Origin of the sequence: Flavobacterium hydatis (genome assembly GCF_000737695.1) — a bacterium.
GTDB lineage: Bacteria > Bacteroidota > Bacteroidia > Flavobacteriales > Flavobacteriaceae > Flavobacterium > Flavobacterium hydatis.
Genome location: NZ_JPRM01000015.1, coordinates 230303 through 249473 on the forward strand (window position 1 = coordinate 230303; position 19171 = coordinate 249473).

Annotated in this window: 18 protein-coding genes; 14 read left to right on the forward strand and 4 right to left on the reverse strand. The window is 33.6% G+C overall.

The window, feature by feature from the left end:
- The first annotated feature begins 45 nt into the window (after positions 1 to 45).
- From IW20_RS11485 to IW20_RS11500, 4 genes are all read left to right on the forward strand, one after another.
- The gene (locus tag IW20_RS11485) at positions 46 to 1038 is read left to right on the forward strand and encodes a hypothetical protein (protein WP_035622154.1); all 993 of its coding nucleotides are present in this window, start codon (positions 46 to 48) and stop codon (positions 1036 to 1038) included.
- Positions 1039 to 1222: 184 nt separating this feature from the next.
- Positions 1223 to 3175 carry a DUF7849 domain-containing protein gene (locus IW20_RS11490; protein ID WP_035622156.1) on the forward strand — a complete coding sequence of 651 codons (1953 nt, stop codon included), beginning with the start codon at positions 1223 to 1225 and terminating at the stop codon, positions 3173 to 3175.
- Positions 3176 to 3405: 230 nt separating this feature from the next.
- Positions 3406 to 6072, forward strand: a complete 2667-nt coding sequence (locus IW20_RS11495; protein ID WP_035622159.1) for a CHAT domain-containing protein — start codon at positions 3406 to 3408, stop codon at positions 6070 to 6072.
- Complete coding sequence (locus tag IW20_RS11500; RefSeq protein ID WP_035622161.1) at positions 6024 to 6461, forward strand: retropepsin-like aspartic protease; 438 nt, start codon at positions 6024 to 6026, stop codon at positions 6459 to 6461. The genes IW20_RS11495 and IW20_RS11500 overlap by 49 nt, the downstream gene beginning before the upstream one ends.
- Positions 6462 to 6513: 52 nt before the next feature.
- Here IW20_RS11500 and IW20_RS11505 read toward each other — a convergent pair whose 3' ends face one another.
- Positions 6514 to 7482 (reverse strand): C1 family peptidase, encoded by a 969-nt coding sequence (locus tag IW20_RS11505; RefSeq protein WP_035622163.1) that lies wholly within the window; start codon positions 7480 to 7482, stop codon positions 6514 to 6516.
- Positions 7483 to 7683: 201 nt separating this feature from the next.
- On the opposite strand from IW20_RS11505, the gene IW20_RS11510 reads away from it, so the two are divergent.
- Both IW20_RS11510 and IW20_RS11515 read left to right on the forward strand, forming a co-directional pair.
- Complete coding sequence (locus IW20_RS11510) at positions 7684 to 8520, forward strand: hypothetical protein (RefSeq protein ID WP_051885708.1); 837 nt, start codon at positions 7684 to 7686, stop codon at positions 8518 to 8520.
- Between the two features lie 107 nt (positions 8521 to 8627).
- The gene (locus IW20_RS11515; protein WP_035622167.1) at positions 8628 to 10151 is read left to right on the forward strand and encodes a T9SS type A sorting domain-containing protein; all 1524 of its coding nucleotides are present in this window, start codon (positions 8628 to 8630) and stop codon (positions 10149 to 10151) included.
- Between the two features lie 80 nt (positions 10152 to 10231).
- On the opposite strand, the gene odhB is transcribed toward IW20_RS11515, so the two are convergent.
- On the reverse strand, positions 10232 to 11458 hold the full coding sequence (gene odhB / locus IW20_RS11520; RefSeq protein ID WP_035622169.1) for a 2-oxoglutarate dehydrogenase complex dihydrolipoyllysine-residue succinyltransferase: 1227 nt from the start codon (positions 11456 to 11458) through the stop codon (positions 10232 to 10234).
- A 160-nt stretch (positions 11459 to 11618) separates the two neighbouring features.
- Entirely contained in the window at positions 11619 to 14390 is a 2772-nt protein-coding gene (locus IW20_RS11525; protein WP_035622172.1) for a 2-oxoglutarate dehydrogenase E1 component, read from the reverse strand.
- Between the two features lie 115 nt (positions 14391 to 14505).
- Between IW20_RS11525 and IW20_RS11530 the strand changes: the two genes are divergently transcribed.
- The gene (locus IW20_RS11530) at positions 14506 to 15060 is read left to right on the forward strand and encodes a hypothetical protein (RefSeq protein ID WP_035622176.1); all 555 of its coding nucleotides are present in this window, start codon (positions 14506 to 14508) and stop codon (positions 15058 to 15060) included.
- A 70-nt stretch (positions 15061 to 15130) separates the two neighbouring features.
- Here the strand turns inward: IW20_RS11530 and IW20_RS26305 are convergent, their stop codons facing one another.
- Positions 15131 to 15286 carry a class I lanthipeptide gene (locus IW20_RS26305; RefSeq protein ID WP_165571439.1) on the reverse strand — a complete coding sequence of 52 codons (156 nt, stop codon included), beginning with the start codon at positions 15284 to 15286 and terminating at the stop codon, positions 15131 to 15133.
- A gap of 180 nt (positions 15287 to 15466) precedes the next feature.
- On the opposite strand from IW20_RS26305, the gene IW20_RS11535 reads away from it, so the two are divergent.
- The 7 genes from IW20_RS11535 to IW20_RS26025 all read left to right on the forward strand — a co-directional run bounded on the left by IW20_RS11535 (position 15467) and on the right by IW20_RS26025 (position 19085).
- Positions 15467 to 17296 carry a helix-turn-helix domain-containing protein gene (locus IW20_RS11535; RefSeq protein WP_035622179.1) on the forward strand — a complete coding sequence of 610 codons (1830 nt, stop codon included), beginning with the start codon at positions 15467 to 15469 and terminating at the stop codon, positions 17294 to 17296.
- 707 nt (positions 17297 to 18003) lie between these two features.
- Complete coding sequence (locus tag IW20_RS11545) at positions 18004 to 18195, forward strand: class I lanthipeptide (protein WP_035622185.1); 192 nt, start codon at positions 18004 to 18006, stop codon at positions 18193 to 18195.
- A 1-nt stretch (position 18196) separates the two neighbouring features.
- The gene (locus IW20_RS11550; protein WP_035622188.1) at positions 18197 to 18388 is read left to right on the forward strand and encodes a class I lanthipeptide; all 192 of its coding nucleotides are present in this window, start codon (positions 18197 to 18199) and stop codon (positions 18386 to 18388) included.
- Entirely contained in the window at positions 18389 to 18565 is a 177-nt protein-coding gene (locus IW20_RS26310) for a class I lanthipeptide (RefSeq protein WP_165571440.1), read from the forward strand.
- A 15-nt stretch (positions 18566 to 18580) separates the two neighbouring features.
- On the forward strand, positions 18581 to 18745 hold the full coding sequence (locus IW20_RS26315; protein WP_165571441.1) for a class I lanthipeptide: 165 nt from the start codon (positions 18581 to 18583) through the stop codon (positions 18743 to 18745).
- A gap of 24 nt (positions 18746 to 18769) precedes the next feature.
- On the forward strand, positions 18770 to 18928 hold the full coding sequence (locus tag IW20_RS26320) for a class I lanthipeptide (RefSeq protein ID WP_165571442.1): 159 nt from the start codon (positions 18770 to 18772) through the stop codon (positions 18926 to 18928).
- 1 nt (position 18929) lies between these two features.
- A complete protein-coding gene (locus IW20_RS26025) occupies positions 18930 to 19085 on the forward strand; it encodes a class IIb bacteriocin, lactobin A/cerein 7B family (protein ID WP_117614471.1) in 156 nt (51 codons plus the stop codon).
- Positions 19086 to 19171 lie beyond the last annotated feature (86 nt).

The following is a 19171-nucleotide window of genomic DNA, read 5'->3' on the forward strand; positions in this document are numbered from 1 at the left end:
AACCCAAAACATCTATTACTATAACAACCATTAAAACTAGAAATCATGAACACAAATTTTAAAACAATCGGACTTTTATTCTTAGCAATATTCACGTTTGTTAGTTGCGACAATAGCGATGACAACAATTATGGCGACAACATTGTTATCCCACCATCTGGTGCAGCGTTTAAAAGCATCAGCGAAAAAGGACTTAAAAAAAATACCCAAAACTTTACCATCACAGCAGGAACTGGCGCAGTAACCCTTACTTCTGCCAAAGGAGTTAAACTAACCATAAACGGAGATTGCCTTACCAAAAACGGAAATCCTGTAACTGGTGTTGTCGATATCGAATACGTAGAACTTTTTGATAAAGGCAATATGCTTATCTCAAACAAACCTACCATGGGAGTTATGCCCGACGGAAATAAAAATTTATTAATCTCAGGTGGAGAATTCTTCGTTAAAGCCACTCAAGGCGGCGTAGAACTAAAAACAACTTGCTACATGAATTTAGTTGTTCCTACAGCTTTAACTGGCGGAGTCGATAATTTAATGACCATCTGGAAAGGCGCAATCGATGATAAAGGAGAATTAGCATGGGAACAACCAAAACCCGATGCAGGAGGAAATGGCGGTAAAGATGGAGTTCAGGCAGAAGGAGGCAATTATTATGTACATTTCGGAAGCTTTGGCTGGACAAACGTAGACCGTTTTTATAGCGACCCAAGACCTAAAACTACACTTTTGGTAAAAGCACCACAAGGATACGACAACACAAATAGTGCAGTTTATTTATCTTACGATGGCGAAGGAACAAATGCACTTGCAAAATTAGACACCTATACATCAGCAGGATTATTTAGCGAGCATTACGGACAAATACCAATTGGGCTTGCTTGCCACGTAATTTTTGTAACCGAAGATAATGGACAATGGCGTTACGCTATCAAAGCAGTTACAGTTGCTGCCAATGATGTTTACACCTTTACACTAACCGAAACAACAGTCGGTACCGAAGCCCAACTGATAGCGGCAATCAATGCTATTCAGTAACTTACAAAATACTTTTTAAGAAAAAGTGGTGATTTGCTCATCACTTTTTTTTACATTTAATCCAGTTTTAAGATTTAATCCTGTGATTTTAAGAAGCTAATCCTGCTATTCGTTGCAATCTTTTCCTTCCTAAAGAAGTCAGGAAAAGGATTTCCGCTACTATCAGGGCTAAAAACCAATAGTTATGAAACCACTACTATCTATCCTCTTTATTCTTTTTTCTATATTCTCGTTCTCACAAACCAAAGTAAAAGACACCATAACCCGAAGAGCTAATATTGGTTATAGTGTAAACGGAAATCTGGTAAGTTTCAAACCCGAAACTCCGCCATTAATTCCTATTGCGGGAGCGCCAAAACCTAGCTATTCTTATTTATGGGAACTTGGCGACGGTCATTACAGTAAACAAGCCGAACCCAAACATGTTTATAAAAACAAAGGAACATATACCACAAGACTTGCCGTAACCAACAATTACGACAACGGAAAACCTCCCGCAACACGACCTAAAAAAGTTGCCATTAATGATATTACCGACAACAGTTACAAAGATATTGCCTCGATTGTCGATCAAAACGGATTTGCAATCCTAAAAAATTGTGACCCAATTCCCGATCAGGAAATGGTAGTTGTAGTAAGTTATCAAAATCTGGAAAACTATGTTTCTAGCGGAAAACTCTATCTTTTTTATAACGAAAAACAATTTAAAGACAATAATTTCCAATTAGTCGATTTCCGAACTTACGCTGGCGAACGCGAAATAAAAGAAAACACCGTTGCTGCTGTAAATGACCTTGATGATACCAGAACTTATTTGGCTTCAGCCGAAAACAACATTCGAACTAAAAAATATAGAAACACAACCACCGAAGAAAATCTAGATGCATCATTACTAGACGCAAATAAAACCTATCATAATGTTTCGATTATAGAATTTGACGATGTCAACCCGAGTGAAACCCGAAATGTATTTTACACTTTTAAGACCACTCCCGAAATGATTAAAGATACCAGTGCAACCGTAACCATGCGAGGGATATTTGTACCCAACCGAAGTTATAAAAACCATAAAATAAAAAATCTCGAAATGGAAATTGTGACTTCTCACGACCCAAACAAAATGGGATCTAACGGAAGTTTTATGAATTACAGATTGGTACGTTTTAAAAGAGTCAATTTTAAGACCCGTTTCCAAAACAACGGCGAAGGTCCAGCCCGAATGATCCGACTCGAGACGGATATTCCTGATATGTTCGACAAAAAAACATTTCAGATAGAAGATATGTACCCAAAATGCCCTATTTGCCCCAAAGACGAAATCCCAACCACAAGCTGTTTAGATACAATTATCAAACAAAAGCAGATATTCTTTACTTTCAAGAATATCTATTTGCCCGGAAGCGAACAAAAAAATGTAAAAGAAAAAGACAGTACCAAAGGTTTTGTAAAATATTCTATGAAGTTTGGCGATGACTTTCATAAAGTAAAAACCCGAAGCCGAACCGCCATAATATTCGATAAGAATGAACCTATTATTACCAATTATGCCACTACAAGATTCCTACCCGGAATATCTATTGGTGCAAAAGCAGGTTATAATCTATATCCCGATTTAGACAAATCGACAAGTTATTTTGTAGGTGCAACAATTTCGCCTTTTAAATCTTATCGATTTTATTGGCAAGCCGAATGGCTCAATGCGATAAACAAATACGAAAGCGGCGTTACAACACGAGAAGGAATTGGGGTAAATGCAAATGGCGTAAAACAATTCCAGCGTATGACAACCAGTACCGAAAACAAAAATATCAATTGGGAAGTTCCCGTTCTTATTCGTTACAACATTAATAATTACATCGGGATTGGCACTGGTTTACAAGCCAACATCAATGTCTCGGAAGAACAGACTCAAACCATAAAATTAGAAACTTTTGAAGGCGGAACGGATCAGTATTTACTAGACACCAAAACGGAATCAACTTCTGTCAAGAACTCATTTGCCGATTTTAAAACAGGTCTTTTATTCGACTTAACAGCTGGTTTTGCTAGAATTGGCCCGAGTTTAGGCGCGCGTTATGTGATAAACTTTGAACAGAATTTTAATTATTTCCAGTTTTATGGAATTTGGAGGTTTTAATTATTAGCTATTACGCTAAGTTACACAGAGATTTTTCACAGAGATTTTTCACAGAGATTTTTCACAGAGATTTTTCACAGAGATACGCGAAAAAGGTTTACCACGAATGGCACGGTTATTCTACCATATAAGTGATATAAGTACATTTAAGCTAAATCAATATATGCACAAAAGTTATATGACCTTAAATAACTTACATGGTTAATTCTAGCCTACAATACTTAACTAATATGAAATTAACTTGCTTATATATTTTAATTTTCTTCTTTACAAGTCTGAATGTTTTCGGGCAACGTCAGGAAGACAAAATATATCTTGCAATTGATTCTTTTATAGCGCATCCATCTGCGAAAACATTACAAAATCTAACAAATACAGAAACCACTTTCTGGAAAAACCAAAATCCCAAAACCAAAGACGAGTTACTCGCCATTGTAGTTTTAAACTGCAACAAAGCCTATTATGAAAATCAGTTTGGGCAAACCGAAAAGGCAATTACGAGTTACGAAAAAGCCTGGCAGATTTACGAAAAAAACAAACTGAAAGATTACGATATTATCGAATATTGCCTGAAACCTTTAGGCAATTTATATACTGTTTTGGGCGATTATGATAGTGCCGAAAATACCATAAAACAATATTTTTATATCGTAAATACCTCTAAGAATTACCCGGAAGCTCAGAAACAAAAATTTGCAGCAATTCTTAATTTATCCAATGTTTACATAAGTTCAGGCAAAAGTACATCAGCAATCGATTTACTCGAAAGCACTTTAAAAACCGAAAAATTATCAAATGCTCAAAAAGGGATTTTATGGAATAATCTGGGGAATGGTTATTTATTGAGTACTAATGGATTTATCGTTAAATCGAATGCCTATTCTAATACTGAAAAAGCATTTGAATCGGCTGCACAATATTTAAAAAACGAAAAAGGTCAATCAGAAACTTTATCCAATTCTTACCGAAATTTAGCAGCTTTAAACAGACAATGGCAGAAATTTGATATTGCAAATTCTTATTTGGAGAAAGCGGAAAAACTATTTCTAGAAACTCCAAACCAACAACCTCGTAAAATAGCCAAGTTGTATTATGAAAAGGCATTGTTACTTTTTGACCAACGAGAATATGATGAGTGCTCCAAACAAATAGATATAGCTTTCCGTCTTTTAATTCCGAATTACAAAATCTCAAAAAACAGTTTACCCAATAAAAATCAATTATACGCCGAAACTGTTTTAATAGATTTACTCGACTTACAAGCGGATATTTTCAAGAAACAAAGTCAACCTAAAAAAGCGCTCGAAGCATTTAGTCTTTCTTTTTATATTGAAGATTTACTGATGAATGCATTAGTCTATGAAAACTCTAAAATCATTACACAAATACGAGCTCGTAATCGTACTGAAAAATGCATTTCTATTTATGGTAGATTATACGAAAAAGAAAAAGACATTAAATACATAGAACAAGCTTTTCAATTATCCGAAAGAACCAAATCGGGTATACTGAAAAATTATCGTTCGAATATTAAAACCTCTACATCAGAAGAAAAATCATTATTACAACAGATTCAAAACTTAAACAATGAAATTTTAAAAGAACAGCAAAAAGGAGATTCAGCAAACATTGCAAACATCAATAGAGCCATAAAAAAGCAAAACGAATTGATGCTTTCTTTAAAACAAATACAATCTAAAAATCCTGATTACATTCCCGAAACCTGTGATTTAAAAACGCTGTCATCAAAACTAGAAAAAGACAAAGCTGTAATGGTTTATTATTTTATGGGGTTTGAAGAAATCTATTATTTTACATTACATGACCAAAGAATTGCATTGAACCATTTTAATATCACCGATACGGCAATGCCTCAAATTATGGAATTCATTCAATATTTCAGCAATTCAAATAACATTAATGATGATATTTCTGGATATAACAGAGTCGGAAAAAAAGTTTTTGATATGCTGAAATTACCTAAAAATACTATTTACAAAAACCTCATTATTGTTCCCGACGGAATCCTTAATTTCTTACCGTTTGAAGCTTTGATTACGCAAGAATCATCTACAACGAATTTTGCTAAAATGCATTATTTACTCCATGATTTTAAAATTGCATATAACACTTCGGCTAGTAATTATCTGAATTCAAAACCAGTTTCAAAATCAGAAAAAACTGTTTTGGGTATTTTTCCTATTTTCGAAAAAACGGCTTATGAATTGAGTTATTCCAAAAAGGAATTGCAATCGATACAAACAAACTTTCAAGGCAAGTTTCTTGAGAACTCTGATGCTACTTTTGCCAACTTCAAAAACAATGCTTCCCAATACTCAATTTTGCATTTAAGTACACATGCTTCTTCTGGCGATGTCGAAACTCCGGCAAGCATCAAATTTTATGATCAGGAAATACTGTATTCAGAATTGTATAATCTTACTCTAAATCCTGATTTAGTTGTTTTGAGTGCCTGCGAAACAGGAATAGGAAAATTATATAAAGGCGAAGGTGCAATGAGCATTGCAAGAGGCTTTCAGTTTGCGGGAGCTCAGAACTTATTGTTTTCATTATGGAAAGTAAACGATTATACAACATCGGTTTTTATGGCTGATTTTTATAAAAACATCAAAAATAACGTTTCGTATTTTGAAGCCAATACCAATGCTAAACTTGATTTTTTAAACAACAAATCGATTCCGAATGCCAAGAAATCTCCTTATTATTGGAGTTCTTTTGTGTATTATGGCTCAATTTCTACTGAAGATAAATCTTCAAATTATATGCTATACATCATTAGTTTATTGGCCGTAATTGGTTTATTTTTGATATTCAATCAGTACCAAAAATGGAAAACCTTCACGATGTTCTCAAAAAAGAGAAATACAAAAAAATAAAATTCAAAGTTACCAAAACACAACACCTTTTAATAAAAGCCAAAATCAATGGTATTTCCGGGAATTTTATATTAGATACTGGTGCATCTAATACTTGTGTAGGTTTTGAGAGTATTGAGCGTTTTGCATTGGGCGCTGAAGCTTCAAAAACTAAAGCTGCCGGAGCTGGAGCAACGGGAATGCTTACCCAAACGGCGTCTAACAATATATTACAAATTGGTTCTTGGAAAGATTTAGATTTTGCTTTAGTAATTTTTGACCTTTCACACGTAAACGAAGCTTTACGACAATACAAAGCAAGACCTGTTCATGGTATTATTGGAGCCGATGTTTTACTTCAGGGTAAAGCGATTATAGACTATTATAATCATTATGTATATCTGCAATAAAAAAAGGCTAGTATAAAACTAACCTCTTTTAAATCATAAATTAATCTGCGTACTAAGAATTTGCCGATGGATTAGGAATAATACATCCTGCCCAATTAAAAGCTCCATTGGCAATATTATTATAGGTTACATAAAAGAAACCGCTACGTCCCCAGCCTGCTCCCCAGGAATTTTGCACTTTAAATAGTTGTGTTGCATCATCGTATCCTACAATACATACACAATGTCCGCCTTGTCTACCTCCGTAAAGATTTGCCCAAACATGGTTGTTGTTACGAATATCATAAAAACTCTGATTTACATCAAAACATACTGCAACGGCATAGTTCTGATTCAGGTAATATTTAATATCTGCCGCACTTCTTGGATTTACATTAAACCATCCGCCTGATTTTCTAGCCGATGCCCAGTTTTTTTGTTGTGTAGATGGTTGTGTGTAGCAACCTCCCGCAATATACGGCATCTGAAATTCGGCACATTCTCCTTGGTTTTTTATCAAATTCATGGCGTCATTAGGATAAGAACCTGCTCCGCAATTACCCAATTTTATCTGGTTATACACATAAGCCGCACTTCTTGATGCATTATACCAATTACTCTGATGCACGGTATTATTAAGATATCTGGCAATACTATGTGCTGCATAACCTACGCCCCATCCTACACAAGATCCTTCGCTCCCCTGATTTCCAACTGGCGGAGTTGGCAAATTTTTGCTAGCAGCAATTTTTGCCGTTAGACTAGATCTTTGAGTTTCTGAAACTAAATCAGGTCTTAACTGGGCAATTTTTAAACGGTAATCGTTTGGTGTTAAAAACTGAATATTCTTTAAATATTCATCAGACATTGGGGCTAGTCCGTATCTTCCTTTATCAAGAAGATTGACATCTCCGTCCATTAATTTCTCCTGAACATCGCTCTCTGCTTGATCATTACCTTTCTCGCAAGAATAAAAAGCTAGTAAGGCAAAAAACAAAAGGGCAATTTTTTTAATCGAAAATTTAATAAGTGGTTTTTTCATGGTTTTGTTGTTTTTAGTTATTAATTATTTCGTACAGCAATTATTTACGAATTTATTAGTATTTTTAGCATAACCTTAACATTAACAGACTCATAACTCCAACTTATCTTACGCATAACTATGCTTAGAGTATTCCTATAACATGAATTAAATTTAATTATCGAAGAAGAACAATGTCAATTATTAAACAACATTCACAATATGGAAATCATAATAAACAAATTAATAGAAGGCATAAAATCCCATCCTATTATACAAAACAGTACTTTATCTGGTGTTAAAGAATGGAAAAGGGCTCATTATATTATTCTATCGGAAATAATATCTGATTGTTTAGAAAAATCAGAATTCATGCAAGGTTCTAAGAGAAATGAACTTGGGTGTTCTATCTCGAGTGCCACCTTGCAAAGAATATTTACAAACGATTCTTCTCAAACCAAAAAATCTGATTTACGTTTTTTAAAAAGTTTAGACAAACTGGCCATTTTTATTGGTCATCCATCTTTAAATAGTTTCCTGAATTGTGAAGCAACTGATTATAATAAACCATCAGGACTTGAAAACAAAACCGAATCTGTCTCTTTTTTTGAGTCATTGATTGCCGATTATTGTCAGGGAGAATTTAATTGTTTGAAAGAATTACCCGAAATTAATATTTCGAACTTATCAAATTACGTCTTTGCAGAAAGCCCTTTTGCAAAAAGAATTAAGGATCTTTTCGAAAATTATTCGAGATTAAATTATCATTTAAACTGTATCGACAATCGATCTAATTTTGAAATTTTCGATTTTAAAGTCTCTAGTATTACCGATGATATTGCTATTCTAACCGTAAAAGAATTTTGGAACTTGGAGTGGAAAGACGAAAACGATGCCATATCGATTGTTCTTAATAAAGTAAACAGGCAAACTTATTTTATTAAAAAAAGAGAGGATGTTTGGAAAATATGGGATAACTACAATCCTGATTATAATGAATTATCTACAAGGATACACTCGGCTATAGAAAACCAACATATAAAAAAAGCTATTCTATAACAACGGAAACTCATTGCTTTTCACAAATCACATCATTATAAATACATATTTTATTAAATTTCAGTTTTTTAAGTATATTTGTTGACAATTTTAACAAACCGATACTTATGAAAAAAACTTTACTTTATCTATTATTTTTATTTACATCTTTTAATTTTTATGCACAAGAAATTAGAGTCGTTACCCCTATTGTGCGTTGTAATGGAGACTCATTTTTTGATTTAACTATTAAAAAAGATGAATTACTTGGAGACTTCAATTCTGCCGAAACTACAATTAGCTATCATATTAGTAAAGATGATGCTGCAAACGACATTAATGCGATTCCAAATCCGACTTCGTTTGTAAGTACAGTACAATCTTATAGTATTTATGCCCGAATTAATAATAAAGGAAATATTATTTTAAAACTTTTTCGTTTAAATGTTAGCCCGCGTCTATCCGTAGATGCTACGATTAGGTATTCGGGATGTTACACGCCAATAGTCCTTATAAATGCTACAGGAGGCGTACCTCCATTTCAATATTCAATGGACGGAACTAATTACCAAATAGAGAACTTTTTTTATGGTAAAAAGCCAGGAACTCATACAATATATACCAAAGACTCTTATGGCTGCATCGCTTCAGCACCTATAACGATACAAGATATAACTATTCCCCCTTTGGAAGCGATGACAGTAAGTACCATGATTAGATGTAATGGTGATAGCGACGCAGAAATAATGTCAATTGTATCTGGAGGAACACCTCCATATACCTGTTTTGTTGAAGAAAAAATGGATGCAAGAGTGAGTGTATATGAAAACAGGTACACTATTCATAATATGCCTGCAGGCATGTACAGGGTAGTTATTAAAGATGCAATGGGATGTGCTGTAATGAAACCTATAGAAATTCAGGAACCTAAAGCACTTAGAGCTACTGCTGTAATTACTGACCAAACAATAACGGTTAATGCAACTGGCGGAGTTAATCAATACACCTATGCCATCACACCTACTTTATATAAATTCACAGAAAACAATACTTTTACAAACCTGGAGCCTGGCACTTACGAAATACTTGTAAGAGATTCTTATAATTGTACTTTTAGCTTTGTCTCTACGATTAACCCACCTGCACCTCTATTTGAGGGCAAAAAAGTAATTACCTTAAATCTTACTGCTGGACAAACTCTTGCTGATATTAATGTTTCTGGTAGCGGTATTAAATGGTATAGTAATGCAACTTCACCATCTGGTAAGACTAAAAGGGTAAACGAAGCTTTTTTACCGTTATCAACTGTATTAGTAGACAATACTACTTATTATGCTTCTCAAACCATTAATGGTATTGAAAGTAAAGAAAGACTTGCGGTAACTGTAAAGCTAAATACATTATCAAATCCTGACTTTGTACTTACCAATTTTAAGTATCATCCTAATCCTGTAAAGAATGTATTAAGCATCGAGAACTCATCTGTAATTGACGAAGTAACTCTTTTTTCTGTTGCTGGAAAGGTTCTTTTGGATAAGAAAATAAACAGTTTGCATTCTGATCTTGATTTATCACATGTAGCAACAGGAATTTATTTCCTTAAAGTGAAATCTGAAGGTCGTGAAAAAACGATAAAGATTGTAAAAGAATAAAACTCTACATCGATCAGAATAAAAAAAGCCGTCATTTAATAAAAAATGACGGCTTTTCAATTGAAAATTATTATAAACTATTATAACTCTAATGCTTTCTTAGGATTGTTATCCATCAATAATTCAACTGGGTTTTCTAATGCTTCTTTAATGGCAACTAAGAATCCTACTGACTCACGTCCGTCGATGATTCTGTGGTCATAAGAAAGTGCCACGTACATCATTGGGTGAATTTCTACTTTACCATTTACAGCAATCGGGCGCTCAATAATATTGTGCATTCCTAAGATTCCTGATTGTGGTGGATTGATGATTGGTGTACTTAACATACTTCCGAAAACTCCTCCGTTTGTAATTGTAAATGTACCACCTGTCATATCATCAACTGTAATCTGTCCGTCACGCGCTTTAATAGCCAATCTTTTGATTTCTGCTTCTACACCACGGAAAGTCAAATTCTCTGCGTTACGAACTACAGGAACCATTAATCCTTTTGGTCCTGATACTGCGATAGAGATATCACAGAAATCGTAAGCTACTTTATAATCACCATCCATCATAGAGTTTACGTCTGGATATAATGCTAAAGCTCTTGTTACTGCTTTTGTAAAGAATGACATGAATCCTAAACCTACACCTCCGTGTTTAGCTTTGAATGCGTCTTTGTATTCGTTACGTAAGTTGTTTATTGGTGTCATATTAACTTCATTGAATGTAGTTAACATAGCTGTTTCATTTTTAGCTGCTACTAATCTTTCTGCTACTTTACGACGTAACATAGAAAGTTTTGTACGCTCTGAACCACGGTTTCCTCCTGTTGGAGTTCCCATAGAAGGTACTGCATTTAGAGCATCTTCTTTAGTGATTCTTCCATCTTTACCTGTTCCTGAAACTGTAGATGGTGTTATATTTTTTTCGTCTAATATTTTTCTTGCTGCTGGCGATGGCGTTCCAGATGCGTAAGTTGCTGCTGGTGCTGGAGCCGCTTTTGGCGCTTCTGCCTTAACTTCTGCTTTAGGAGCTTCAGCCTTTGGAGCCTCTGCTGCTGGAGCAGATCCAGATGGTTTTGCTGCGCTTGTATCGATTAAGCATACTACTGCTCCTACTGCTACTGCATCTCCTTCTTCCGCTTTTAATGTGATTGTCCCACTAGCTTCAGCTGGTAATTCAAGTGTTGCTTTATCAGAATCAACTTCAGCAATAGCTTGGTCTTTTTCTACATAATCTCCGTCTTTTACTAACCAAGTTGCAATTTCAACTTCTTTTATTGATTCCCCTGGTGATGGGACTTTCATTTCTAAAATCATGTCTTATTATTTTAAATTATGAATTTTATATTTTAAATTGTTTTGAAAACAACTTTTGTTAATTAGATTTTTATTCTTTTAGCCCTGATGGTAGCGGCATCCTTTTTCTTTTTTCTTTAAAAAGGAAAAGATATAGCGTACAGCAGGAAATAGCTCCTTATTATCTGAATAGATTTTTATCGAAAACCATTCTGATTGCATCTGCATGACGACGTTTTGCACGTGTATAACTTCCTGATGCTGGCGCAGCGTATGCTTTTAATGATGCTAATCTCCATTTTACAAGATCAAAGTTCATTAACATAAAGCTATAAGCTCCCATGTTTTTAGGCTCTTCTTGTGCCCAAACATAATCGTCGGCATTTGGATATTGTGCAATAATCGCTTTTAATTGCTCTGCTGGGAATGGGAACAATTGCTCGATACGAACAACTGCAACATCATTACGTCCGTTATTTTCTCTTTCGGCAACTATATCATAGTAGAATTTACCTGTAACAAAAACTAGCGTTTTTACGTCTTTTTTGTTAACTGTAGTATCATCTATTGTTTCTTGGAAACTTCCTTTTTCTAATTCCTCTACTGTTGATACACATCTTGGATCACGCAATAAACTTTTTGGAGAAAAAACTACCAAAGGTTTACGGAATGTTGTTTTCATTTGTCTTCTTAACAAGTGGAAGAAGTTGGCTGGTGTTGTACAATCGGCAACATACATATTTTGTCTTGCACAAAGTTGTAGGTAACGCTCCATTCTTGCTGAAGAATGCTCTGCTCCTTGTCCTTCGTATCCGTGTGGTAATAATAGAACGATTCCGTTTTGGTTGTTCCATTTATCTTCTCCACATGAAATATACTGGTCGATCATGATTTGCGCTCCATTTGAGAAATCTCCAAATTGTGCTTCCCAAATTGTCAATGCATTAGGGTTAGCCAAAGCATATCCGTAATCAAATCCTAAAACTCCGTACTCTGATAATAGGGAATTAAATACTCCGAATTTTCCTTTTTTGTTCTCGATAGCATTTAATAGAATTACTTCTTCTTCTGAATCTTCTACTTTTACTACTGCATGACGGTGTGAGAATGTACCACGCTCTACGTCTTGCCCAGAAATACGAACATCAAATCCTTCTGTTAATAGTGAACCGTAAGCTAATGCTTCTGCAGTTCCCCAATCGATAGTGTTGTTGTCGTAACCTGTTTTTCTATCAGTAACAATTTTGGTTATTTTGTTGATGAATTTTTTGTCTGATGGTAAGCTTGAGATTGTTTTTATGATTGAATCTAATCCTTCTTTAGCAAAAGTAGTATCAAATTTATTCAACATCACAACATCTGATACTTGCTCAAATCCTTTCCATTCATTTTGCATGAATGGTGTAATGATAGTCAAGTCTTTTTTACGAGATGCTTCAAGGTTTACCTCCATTGTCGATTTGTATTCTTTCTCTAATGCATTTACGTAAGTTGCATCGATAATACCTTCTGACAATAATTTTTGCGCATAAATATCTCTTGGATTTTCATGCTTTGCAATGATTTTATATAAAACCGGTTGTGTAAAACGAGGCTCATCTCCTTCGTTATGACCGTATTTTCTGTATCCTAATAAATCGATAAATACATCACGACCAAATGTCATTCTGTAATCTAATGCAAATGAAACGGCATGAACTACTGCTTCTGCATCATCTGCATTTACGTGTAATACTGGCGAAAGTGTTACTTTGGCAACATCTGTACAATATGTAGATGAACGTGCATCAAGGTAGTTTGTAGTAAAACCAACTTGGTTGTTAATTACAATGTGTATTGTTCCTCCGGTTTTGTAACCGTCTAATTGTGCCATTTGTATAATCTCGTACAAGATACCTTGTCCTGCTATTGCAGCATCACCGTGAACGGCAATTGGTAATACTTTTGAGAAATCATCTGCGTAATATTTATCTTGTTTTGCTCTGGTAATTCCTTCAATAACTGCTCCAACTGTCTCTAAGTGAGATGGGTTTGGTGCAAGGTTGATATTGATATTTTTTCCAGTTCTTGTTTTTTTATCGGCAGTAAGTCCTAAGTGGTATTTTACGTCTCCATCAAAGTACTCTTGGTCGTAATCTTTACCATCAAATTCTCCGAAGATGTCTTGTGTTGATTTGCCAAAGATATTTGCCAAAACGTTAAGACGTCCACGGTGAGCCATACCCATTACAAATTGCTCTACACCTTTTTCGGCTGCTTTTTCTATCAAAGCATCTAGAGCTGGGATGATTGATTCTCCTCCTTCTAGTGAGAATCTTTTTTGCCCAACATATTTGGTATGCAAGAAGTTCTCGAAAGAAACTGCTTGGTTTAATTTATTTAAGATAACCTTTTTCTCATCTGTAGAGAAATTAGGTTGATTGTCATTTACTCCAAGTTTGTCCTGAATCCATTTTACAACATTTGGGTTACGAATATACATATACTCTACACCAATGTGTTGGCAATAAATTGCCTGAAGACGTTTCACAATATCTTGCAATGAGCAAGGTGGAACACCAATTACTTTGGCAGCATCAAAAACAGTCGAAAGATCTGCTGATGTAAGTCCAAAATTTTCGATGTCTAAAGTTGGTGATGATGTTCTACGATCTCTTACTGGGTTTGTTTTTGTAAACAAGTGACCACGAGAACGGTATCCGTCAATCAATTTTAATACGTTGAATTCTTTTTGCAATTTCTCAGATACCAAACTACAATCGGTGTTGTTAGCTGCGAATTCAACAATTTGCTGAACTGGCGCCTCGTCGTTGTAAGTTGTCATTCCAAAATCGAAACCTTGAAAAAAACTTCTCCAGCTTGGCTCTACGCTATCTGGGTTTTGAGTATATTGGTCGTATAATTGTGCGAAAAACTCTGTATGCGCTGCATTTAAAAATGAAAACCTATCCATAATATTTGTGAATATACTTTTTGTTAAATAGAATGGCAAAAGTACAATAATCGAATTTATTTAAATCTTTTTTTTACGTACTTTTACGTAAAAATTTGTTAAAATCCGCTTAACTATGAAGAAAAATCATTTTTCAATCGTTTTCAAATCATTTTTTATGATTTTGGCTCTAATATTTTCGAGTGGTCTGATGGCGCAACAAAAATATTATATTCCACAAAAGCAAAATGATTTCTGGAACAATGTACAATTTGGAGGTGGACTTGGTTTAGGAATCGGTTCCGGATATACAGATATTTCTGTTATACCAAGTGCAATTTATAATGTAAACGAAATTGTATCCGTGGGTGTTGGATTGCAATTTGGTTATTTGTCATCAAAAAATTATTATAAATCGTTCGTTTATGGCGGGAGCTTAATAGGTCTTATAAATCCTATTCCGGAAATTCAGTTATCTGCAGAGTTAGAACAAGTTCGCGTAAATACGGATTATAACTCGACTCCTTACCAGCCAAGCTTTTCTGACAATTACTGGAATACAGCTCTATATCTTGGAGCGGGTTACAGAACAGGAAACGTTACTATTGGAGCGCGCTATGATGTTTTGTTTGACCAGGACAAAAGTCTTTATGGATCTGGATTTATGCCGTTTGTAAGGGTATATTTTTAAAACATAAAATAGTAAAAACGAAAAGAGCGACTCAATTGAGTCGCTCTTTTCGTTTGGAATGTAGTTTTTTTTAACTTCCGCAAAACATAGAATACATACTTCTAGGGTCTGTAATATCTATGGCATCTGTAGCACCACCTCCTACAATTAATCTTGCTTCTTCTGAATTAAGCTCTATAATATTAGTTTTTTTTAACACTAATTTTTTTGTTTTAATTTTTTTCATAATCTTTGGGTTTTGAATGTGTATTGAATTGATTTTGAATTGGTTTCGAATAACAATGTGAATTTATCCCGAAAAAGCCACTAAAAAAAGTCATAAATCCCCAGATTTATAAAAATAGCACTCTCAAAAAACCAAACAACCTACTGATTATCAATGCCTTATTTAAAAAATTGAGTGAATATGAATAGACTAACCAAGGTTTACTGCTTACTTTTATTATTTACAATAAATTTTATCTTTTCTCAGAATAAAATTGAAACCTATAAAGATTCCGTCAAAAGCTTATTATACAACAATCCTACTCAAGCAAAATTCTACTGTCATAAATTATTAAAATATGCTAAAGCGAATGATTTAGCGATAGAAGAAGCAAAATCATATTGTTTTCTAGCCGATTTAAGCGGTGCTCTGGCACAAAAAGACAGCGCTTTTTATTATTTTGATAAGGCAATCCAAAAAGCCAATACAACTAATGACGAAAAGCTTCAAATGGTCTTTAAAATAAACAAAGCCAACTATTTATTTAATGAATTTGATTTCCAGGAAGCCTTAACGCTGTATGAAGAATGTGCCATTTTATCCCGAAAACTAAAGGATGACAACGCTTACAACTACATTTCGATAAAAAAAGGAAGTATTGCTTATGAATTAGGAAGATATCAGGAAGCTCTAAAAATCTACAAAGAGAATTTATCAAAGAATGGTTTTGATAATGTTAGTAAACTAGATATAAAACTCGGATTAGTTAAAAGTTATATTAATTTGAATAAACAGGATTCTGCCTATGTTTTTATAAAAAGTGGCATTGAAGAATCACAAAAAAACAACCTAAAAGAGCATGAAATCCATTTTCTTGCACAATTGGGCTCAATTTACATTGATAAAAAGGACTTTATAAACGCAAAATTAACCTTCGATAAAGCACTGATTATTGCCCAAAAAATTCAGAGTAGCAATTTGACTACAGTAATAAATATCAAGATTTCTAAATTATACTCGATTCAGAAAGACTATGACAAGGCTATAACACTCTTAAAGTCCCTCATTAAGAGTGAAACTCAACTAAATATGCCCGCCGAGAATTTATCTGAAATATATTATCTACTAGCGGAGAACTTCAAATCTATCGAAAACTTCTCTGAATCTAATTACTATTATAGTCAGTTTATTGAACAATCTAAAAAGATTGGGGATAAAAAGATTGAGGCTATAGATCACTTACATAAAATTGATATTACAGAGAGTAAAGAACGAGAAACTGTCCAGGAAAATCAAAAATGGATATTGTTTGGATCCACAAGCTTTTTGACTCTTTTATTTATTGGGTTTTATATCAAAAGAAAAAAAGAAGGAATACAAAATCAAGTAAAATTTGAGGAGTTATTACTTAAAATAAAAGACTTTGAAAGCCAGAATCCTAAAAACAGTAATGAAATACAGCAAACCAACATTAGTTTAAATAAAACCGATATTAAGGAGGAACCTGATGAGGAGGAAAAAGAATCTGATATTGAACTCATTCATAATAGTATTGTAACAATTGATACTACATTACAAGAGGAATTAAGCAGTGAAGATTTAAGTATCGATGATACTATAGAAGCTGAAGAAATTACCAATCCTAATTTTATTATAAAGGATGAAACCAGAACAGAAATACTAGACAAATTAATAAAGCTCGAAGAAAAGAAGCTATTCTTAAAACAAGACTTTACTCTTCATAATGTTGCTAAAAAACTAAAAACAAATACCGCTTATTTATCTAAAATTGTCAATAGCGAATTGGACAAAAACTTTAGTTCTTATGTAAACGAATTAAGGATTAATTACATTGTTATTGAACTAAAGAATAATGCCAAACTAAGATCCTATTCTATTAATGCCATTGCAGAAGAAATTGGGTATAAAAGTCCCGAGTCTTTTACCAAATATTTTAAGATTGCAACAGGAATTAGCCCCTCTATTTATATAAAAAAGATAAATCAGATGAAGGAAAGCGAAAAGAACTAAAAAACTTCAAAACACTTTAAAATCAAATACTTACAACCAAAAAAGAACCCCCTTATTTTATAAATATGGGGGTTTATTGTTTTTTTTACAGAAAAAAAAGATTTTACTTTGTCTCAGAAATAATCCGAATAACAGATTATATCTACTTTGGTTTTGAAGGGTGGTGAAAATGCAAATGAGTAGCCACTTCAAACCGAAAAAAAATAAAACAGAGTGTGGAGACTCTGTTTTATAAGGTAATTTAACAAAACGTAATACCTAACAAGTTGCCAGAAATTACTTCTACAAAAGTAAAAAAAAATGTCTTTAATAAAACTTTTTTTTACTATTTCTAAAGTACTTCTTCCGTGCACACTTGTTAGTCAAAAAAAAATCATTATGACTAAAAGTAATCAACCAAGCCAAAAAAGGCTCAGCAAAAATTCAATTTTCAAAATTGAAGACGATTATAGTGCAAAACAATCAAAATCTTTGTTTTACAGTATTAAAAAACGCATTACAAAACTCTTTAAATAGGTCTGGATTTTTTTCCAGAACTAGTTTATGATACGCTCTTTGGAGCGCTATCAAAAATTAGACTGTACAAACCTATTTTCAAAATTCATCTTATTTATTAGATCGTGCTAAAAGCAATTTTAGTCAGCCCAATTATGCCTATTTGAATCATAGATTCTAAATACATAACTATTAATTAAATCTAAACAAAAATGAAAAAACCAAAACAAAACAAATTGGCTTTCAACAAAGCCGTTGTTACAGAATTGAACCTTATGCAATTAAAAAATGTTAATGGCGGAACAGGAATAAGAGGTTATGATGATGAAACAAATCCTTGCTCTGGATGTGTTTGTGATCCTATTACAGTTAAAATGACGATTAACCAATTAAATCAACTATAAAATGAAAAAAGAAAACACCAATAAACTAGCTTTCAACAAAGCTGTTATTACAGAATTGAACCCTCAGCAATTAAAAAATGTTAATGGCGGAACAGGAATAAGAGGTTATGATGATGATACAAATCCTTGCTCTGGATGTGTTTGTGATCCTATTACAGTTAAAATAAAAATTACAATAATAAATCAATTGTAAATGAGAAAGCAAGACACCAACAAACTTGCTTTTAACAAAGCTGTTGTTACTGAATTAAACTTTCAGCAATTAAAAACCATTAATGGAGGAACAGGAATAAAAGGACAAGACATTGACACAAATCCTTGCTCTGGATGTGTTTGCGATCCTATAACTGTAATACTAACCAATTATTAATCCTAACAAATTCTAATGAAAAATCTAAACCTAGACAACAAACTGTACTTTAAAAAGGCAGATGTTACAGAACTAAACGACAATTTACTTAGAGAAATAAATGGCGGAACATCTATAGATGGCGGCGGAGACACATGTACTGGCTGCTGCTGTCTGCAAGTAACTAACGACTTAATGTAATTAACAACCAAAAAAATATTAAAAATGAAAAAACAAAATCCAAACAACAAATTGGCTTTTAATAAGGTCGTTGTTGCAGAATTAAATGATAACCAAATGCATGATGTAGATGGTGGAACTACTCCTGTTTGTCTTCCAATCACTATCAGCATCTATATAACACTAATACCAAGTGATTTATAAGATGAAGAAACAAAACACAATCAACAAGCTTGCTTTCAATAAAGTGGCTGTTATAGAATTAAACGATAACCAGATGTATGATGTAGATGGTGGAACTACTCCTATTTGTGTAGGTGTGATCATCGGCTTAACAATACATATTGCAATGGACAACTAATTGACTAACCTCTGAAAATTTAAAATCATGAAAAAACAAAACCCAAGCAACAAACTTGCTTTCAATAAAATGGCTGTTCTGGAATT

Coding starts and splice junctions, on each gene's coding strand:
- IW20_RS26310 (WP_165571440.1), top strand. CDS start 18,389: ATGAGAAAGCAAGACACCAACAAACTTGCTTTTAACAAAGCTGTTGTT.
- IW20_RS11485 (WP_035622154.1), top strand. CDS start 46: ATGAACACAAATTTTAAAACAATCGGACTTTTATTCTTAGCAATATTC.
- IW20_RS11500 (WP_035622161.1), top strand. CDS start 6,024: ATGGAAAACCTTCACGATGTTCTCAAAAAAGAGAAATACAAAAAAATA.
- IW20_RS11525 (WP_035622172.1), bottom strand. CDS start 14,390: ATGGATAGGTTTTCATTTTTAAATGCAGCGCATACAGAGTTTTTCGCA.
- IW20_RS11550 (WP_035622188.1), top strand. CDS start 18,197: ATGAAAAAAGAAAACACCAATAAACTAGCTTTCAACAAAGCTGTTATT.
- IW20_RS11530 (WP_035622176.1), top strand. CDS start 14,506: ATGAAGAAAAATCATTTTTCAATCGTTTTCAAATCATTTTTTATGATT.
- IW20_RS11495 (WP_035622159.1), top strand. CDS start 3,406: ATGAAATTAACTTGCTTATATATTTTAATTTTCTTCTTTACAAGTCTG.
- IW20_RS11545 (WP_035622185.1), top strand. CDS start 18,004: ATGAAAAAACCAAAACAAAACAAATTGGCTTTCAACAAAGCCGTTGTT.
- IW20_RS11515 (WP_035622167.1), top strand. CDS start 8,628: ATGAAAAAAACTTTACTTTATCTATTATTTTTATTTACATCTTTTAAT.
- IW20_RS11535 (WP_035622179.1), top strand. CDS start 15,467: ATGAATAGACTAACCAAGGTTTACTGCTTACTTTTATTATTTACAATA.
- IW20_RS26320 (WP_165571442.1), top strand. CDS start 18,770: ATGAAAAAACAAAATCCAAACAACAAATTGGCTTTTAATAAGGTCGTT.
- IW20_RS11510 (WP_051885708.1), top strand. CDS start 7,684: ATGGAAATCATAATAAACAAATTAATAGAAGGCATAAAATCCCATCCT.
- IW20_RS26315 (WP_165571441.1), top strand. CDS start 18,581: ATGAAAAATCTAAACCTAGACAACAAACTGTACTTTAAAAAGGCAGAT.
- IW20_RS11505 (WP_035622163.1), bottom strand. CDS start 7,482: ATGAAAAAACCACTTATTAAATTTTCGATTAAAAAAATTGCCCTTTTG.
- IW20_RS26025 (WP_117614471.1), top strand. CDS start 18,930: ATGAAGAAACAAAACACAATCAACAAGCTTGCTTTCAATAAAGTGGCT.
- IW20_RS11490 (WP_035622156.1), top strand. CDS start 1,223: ATGAAACCACTACTATCTATCCTCTTTATTCTTTTTTCTATATTCTCG.
- odhB (WP_035622169.1), bottom strand. CDS start 11,458: ATGATTTTAGAAATGAAAGTCCCATCACCAGGGGAATCAATAAAAGAA.
- IW20_RS26305 (WP_165571439.1), bottom strand. CDS start 15,286: ATGAAAAAAATTAAAACAAAAAAATTAGTGTTAAAAAAAACTAATATT.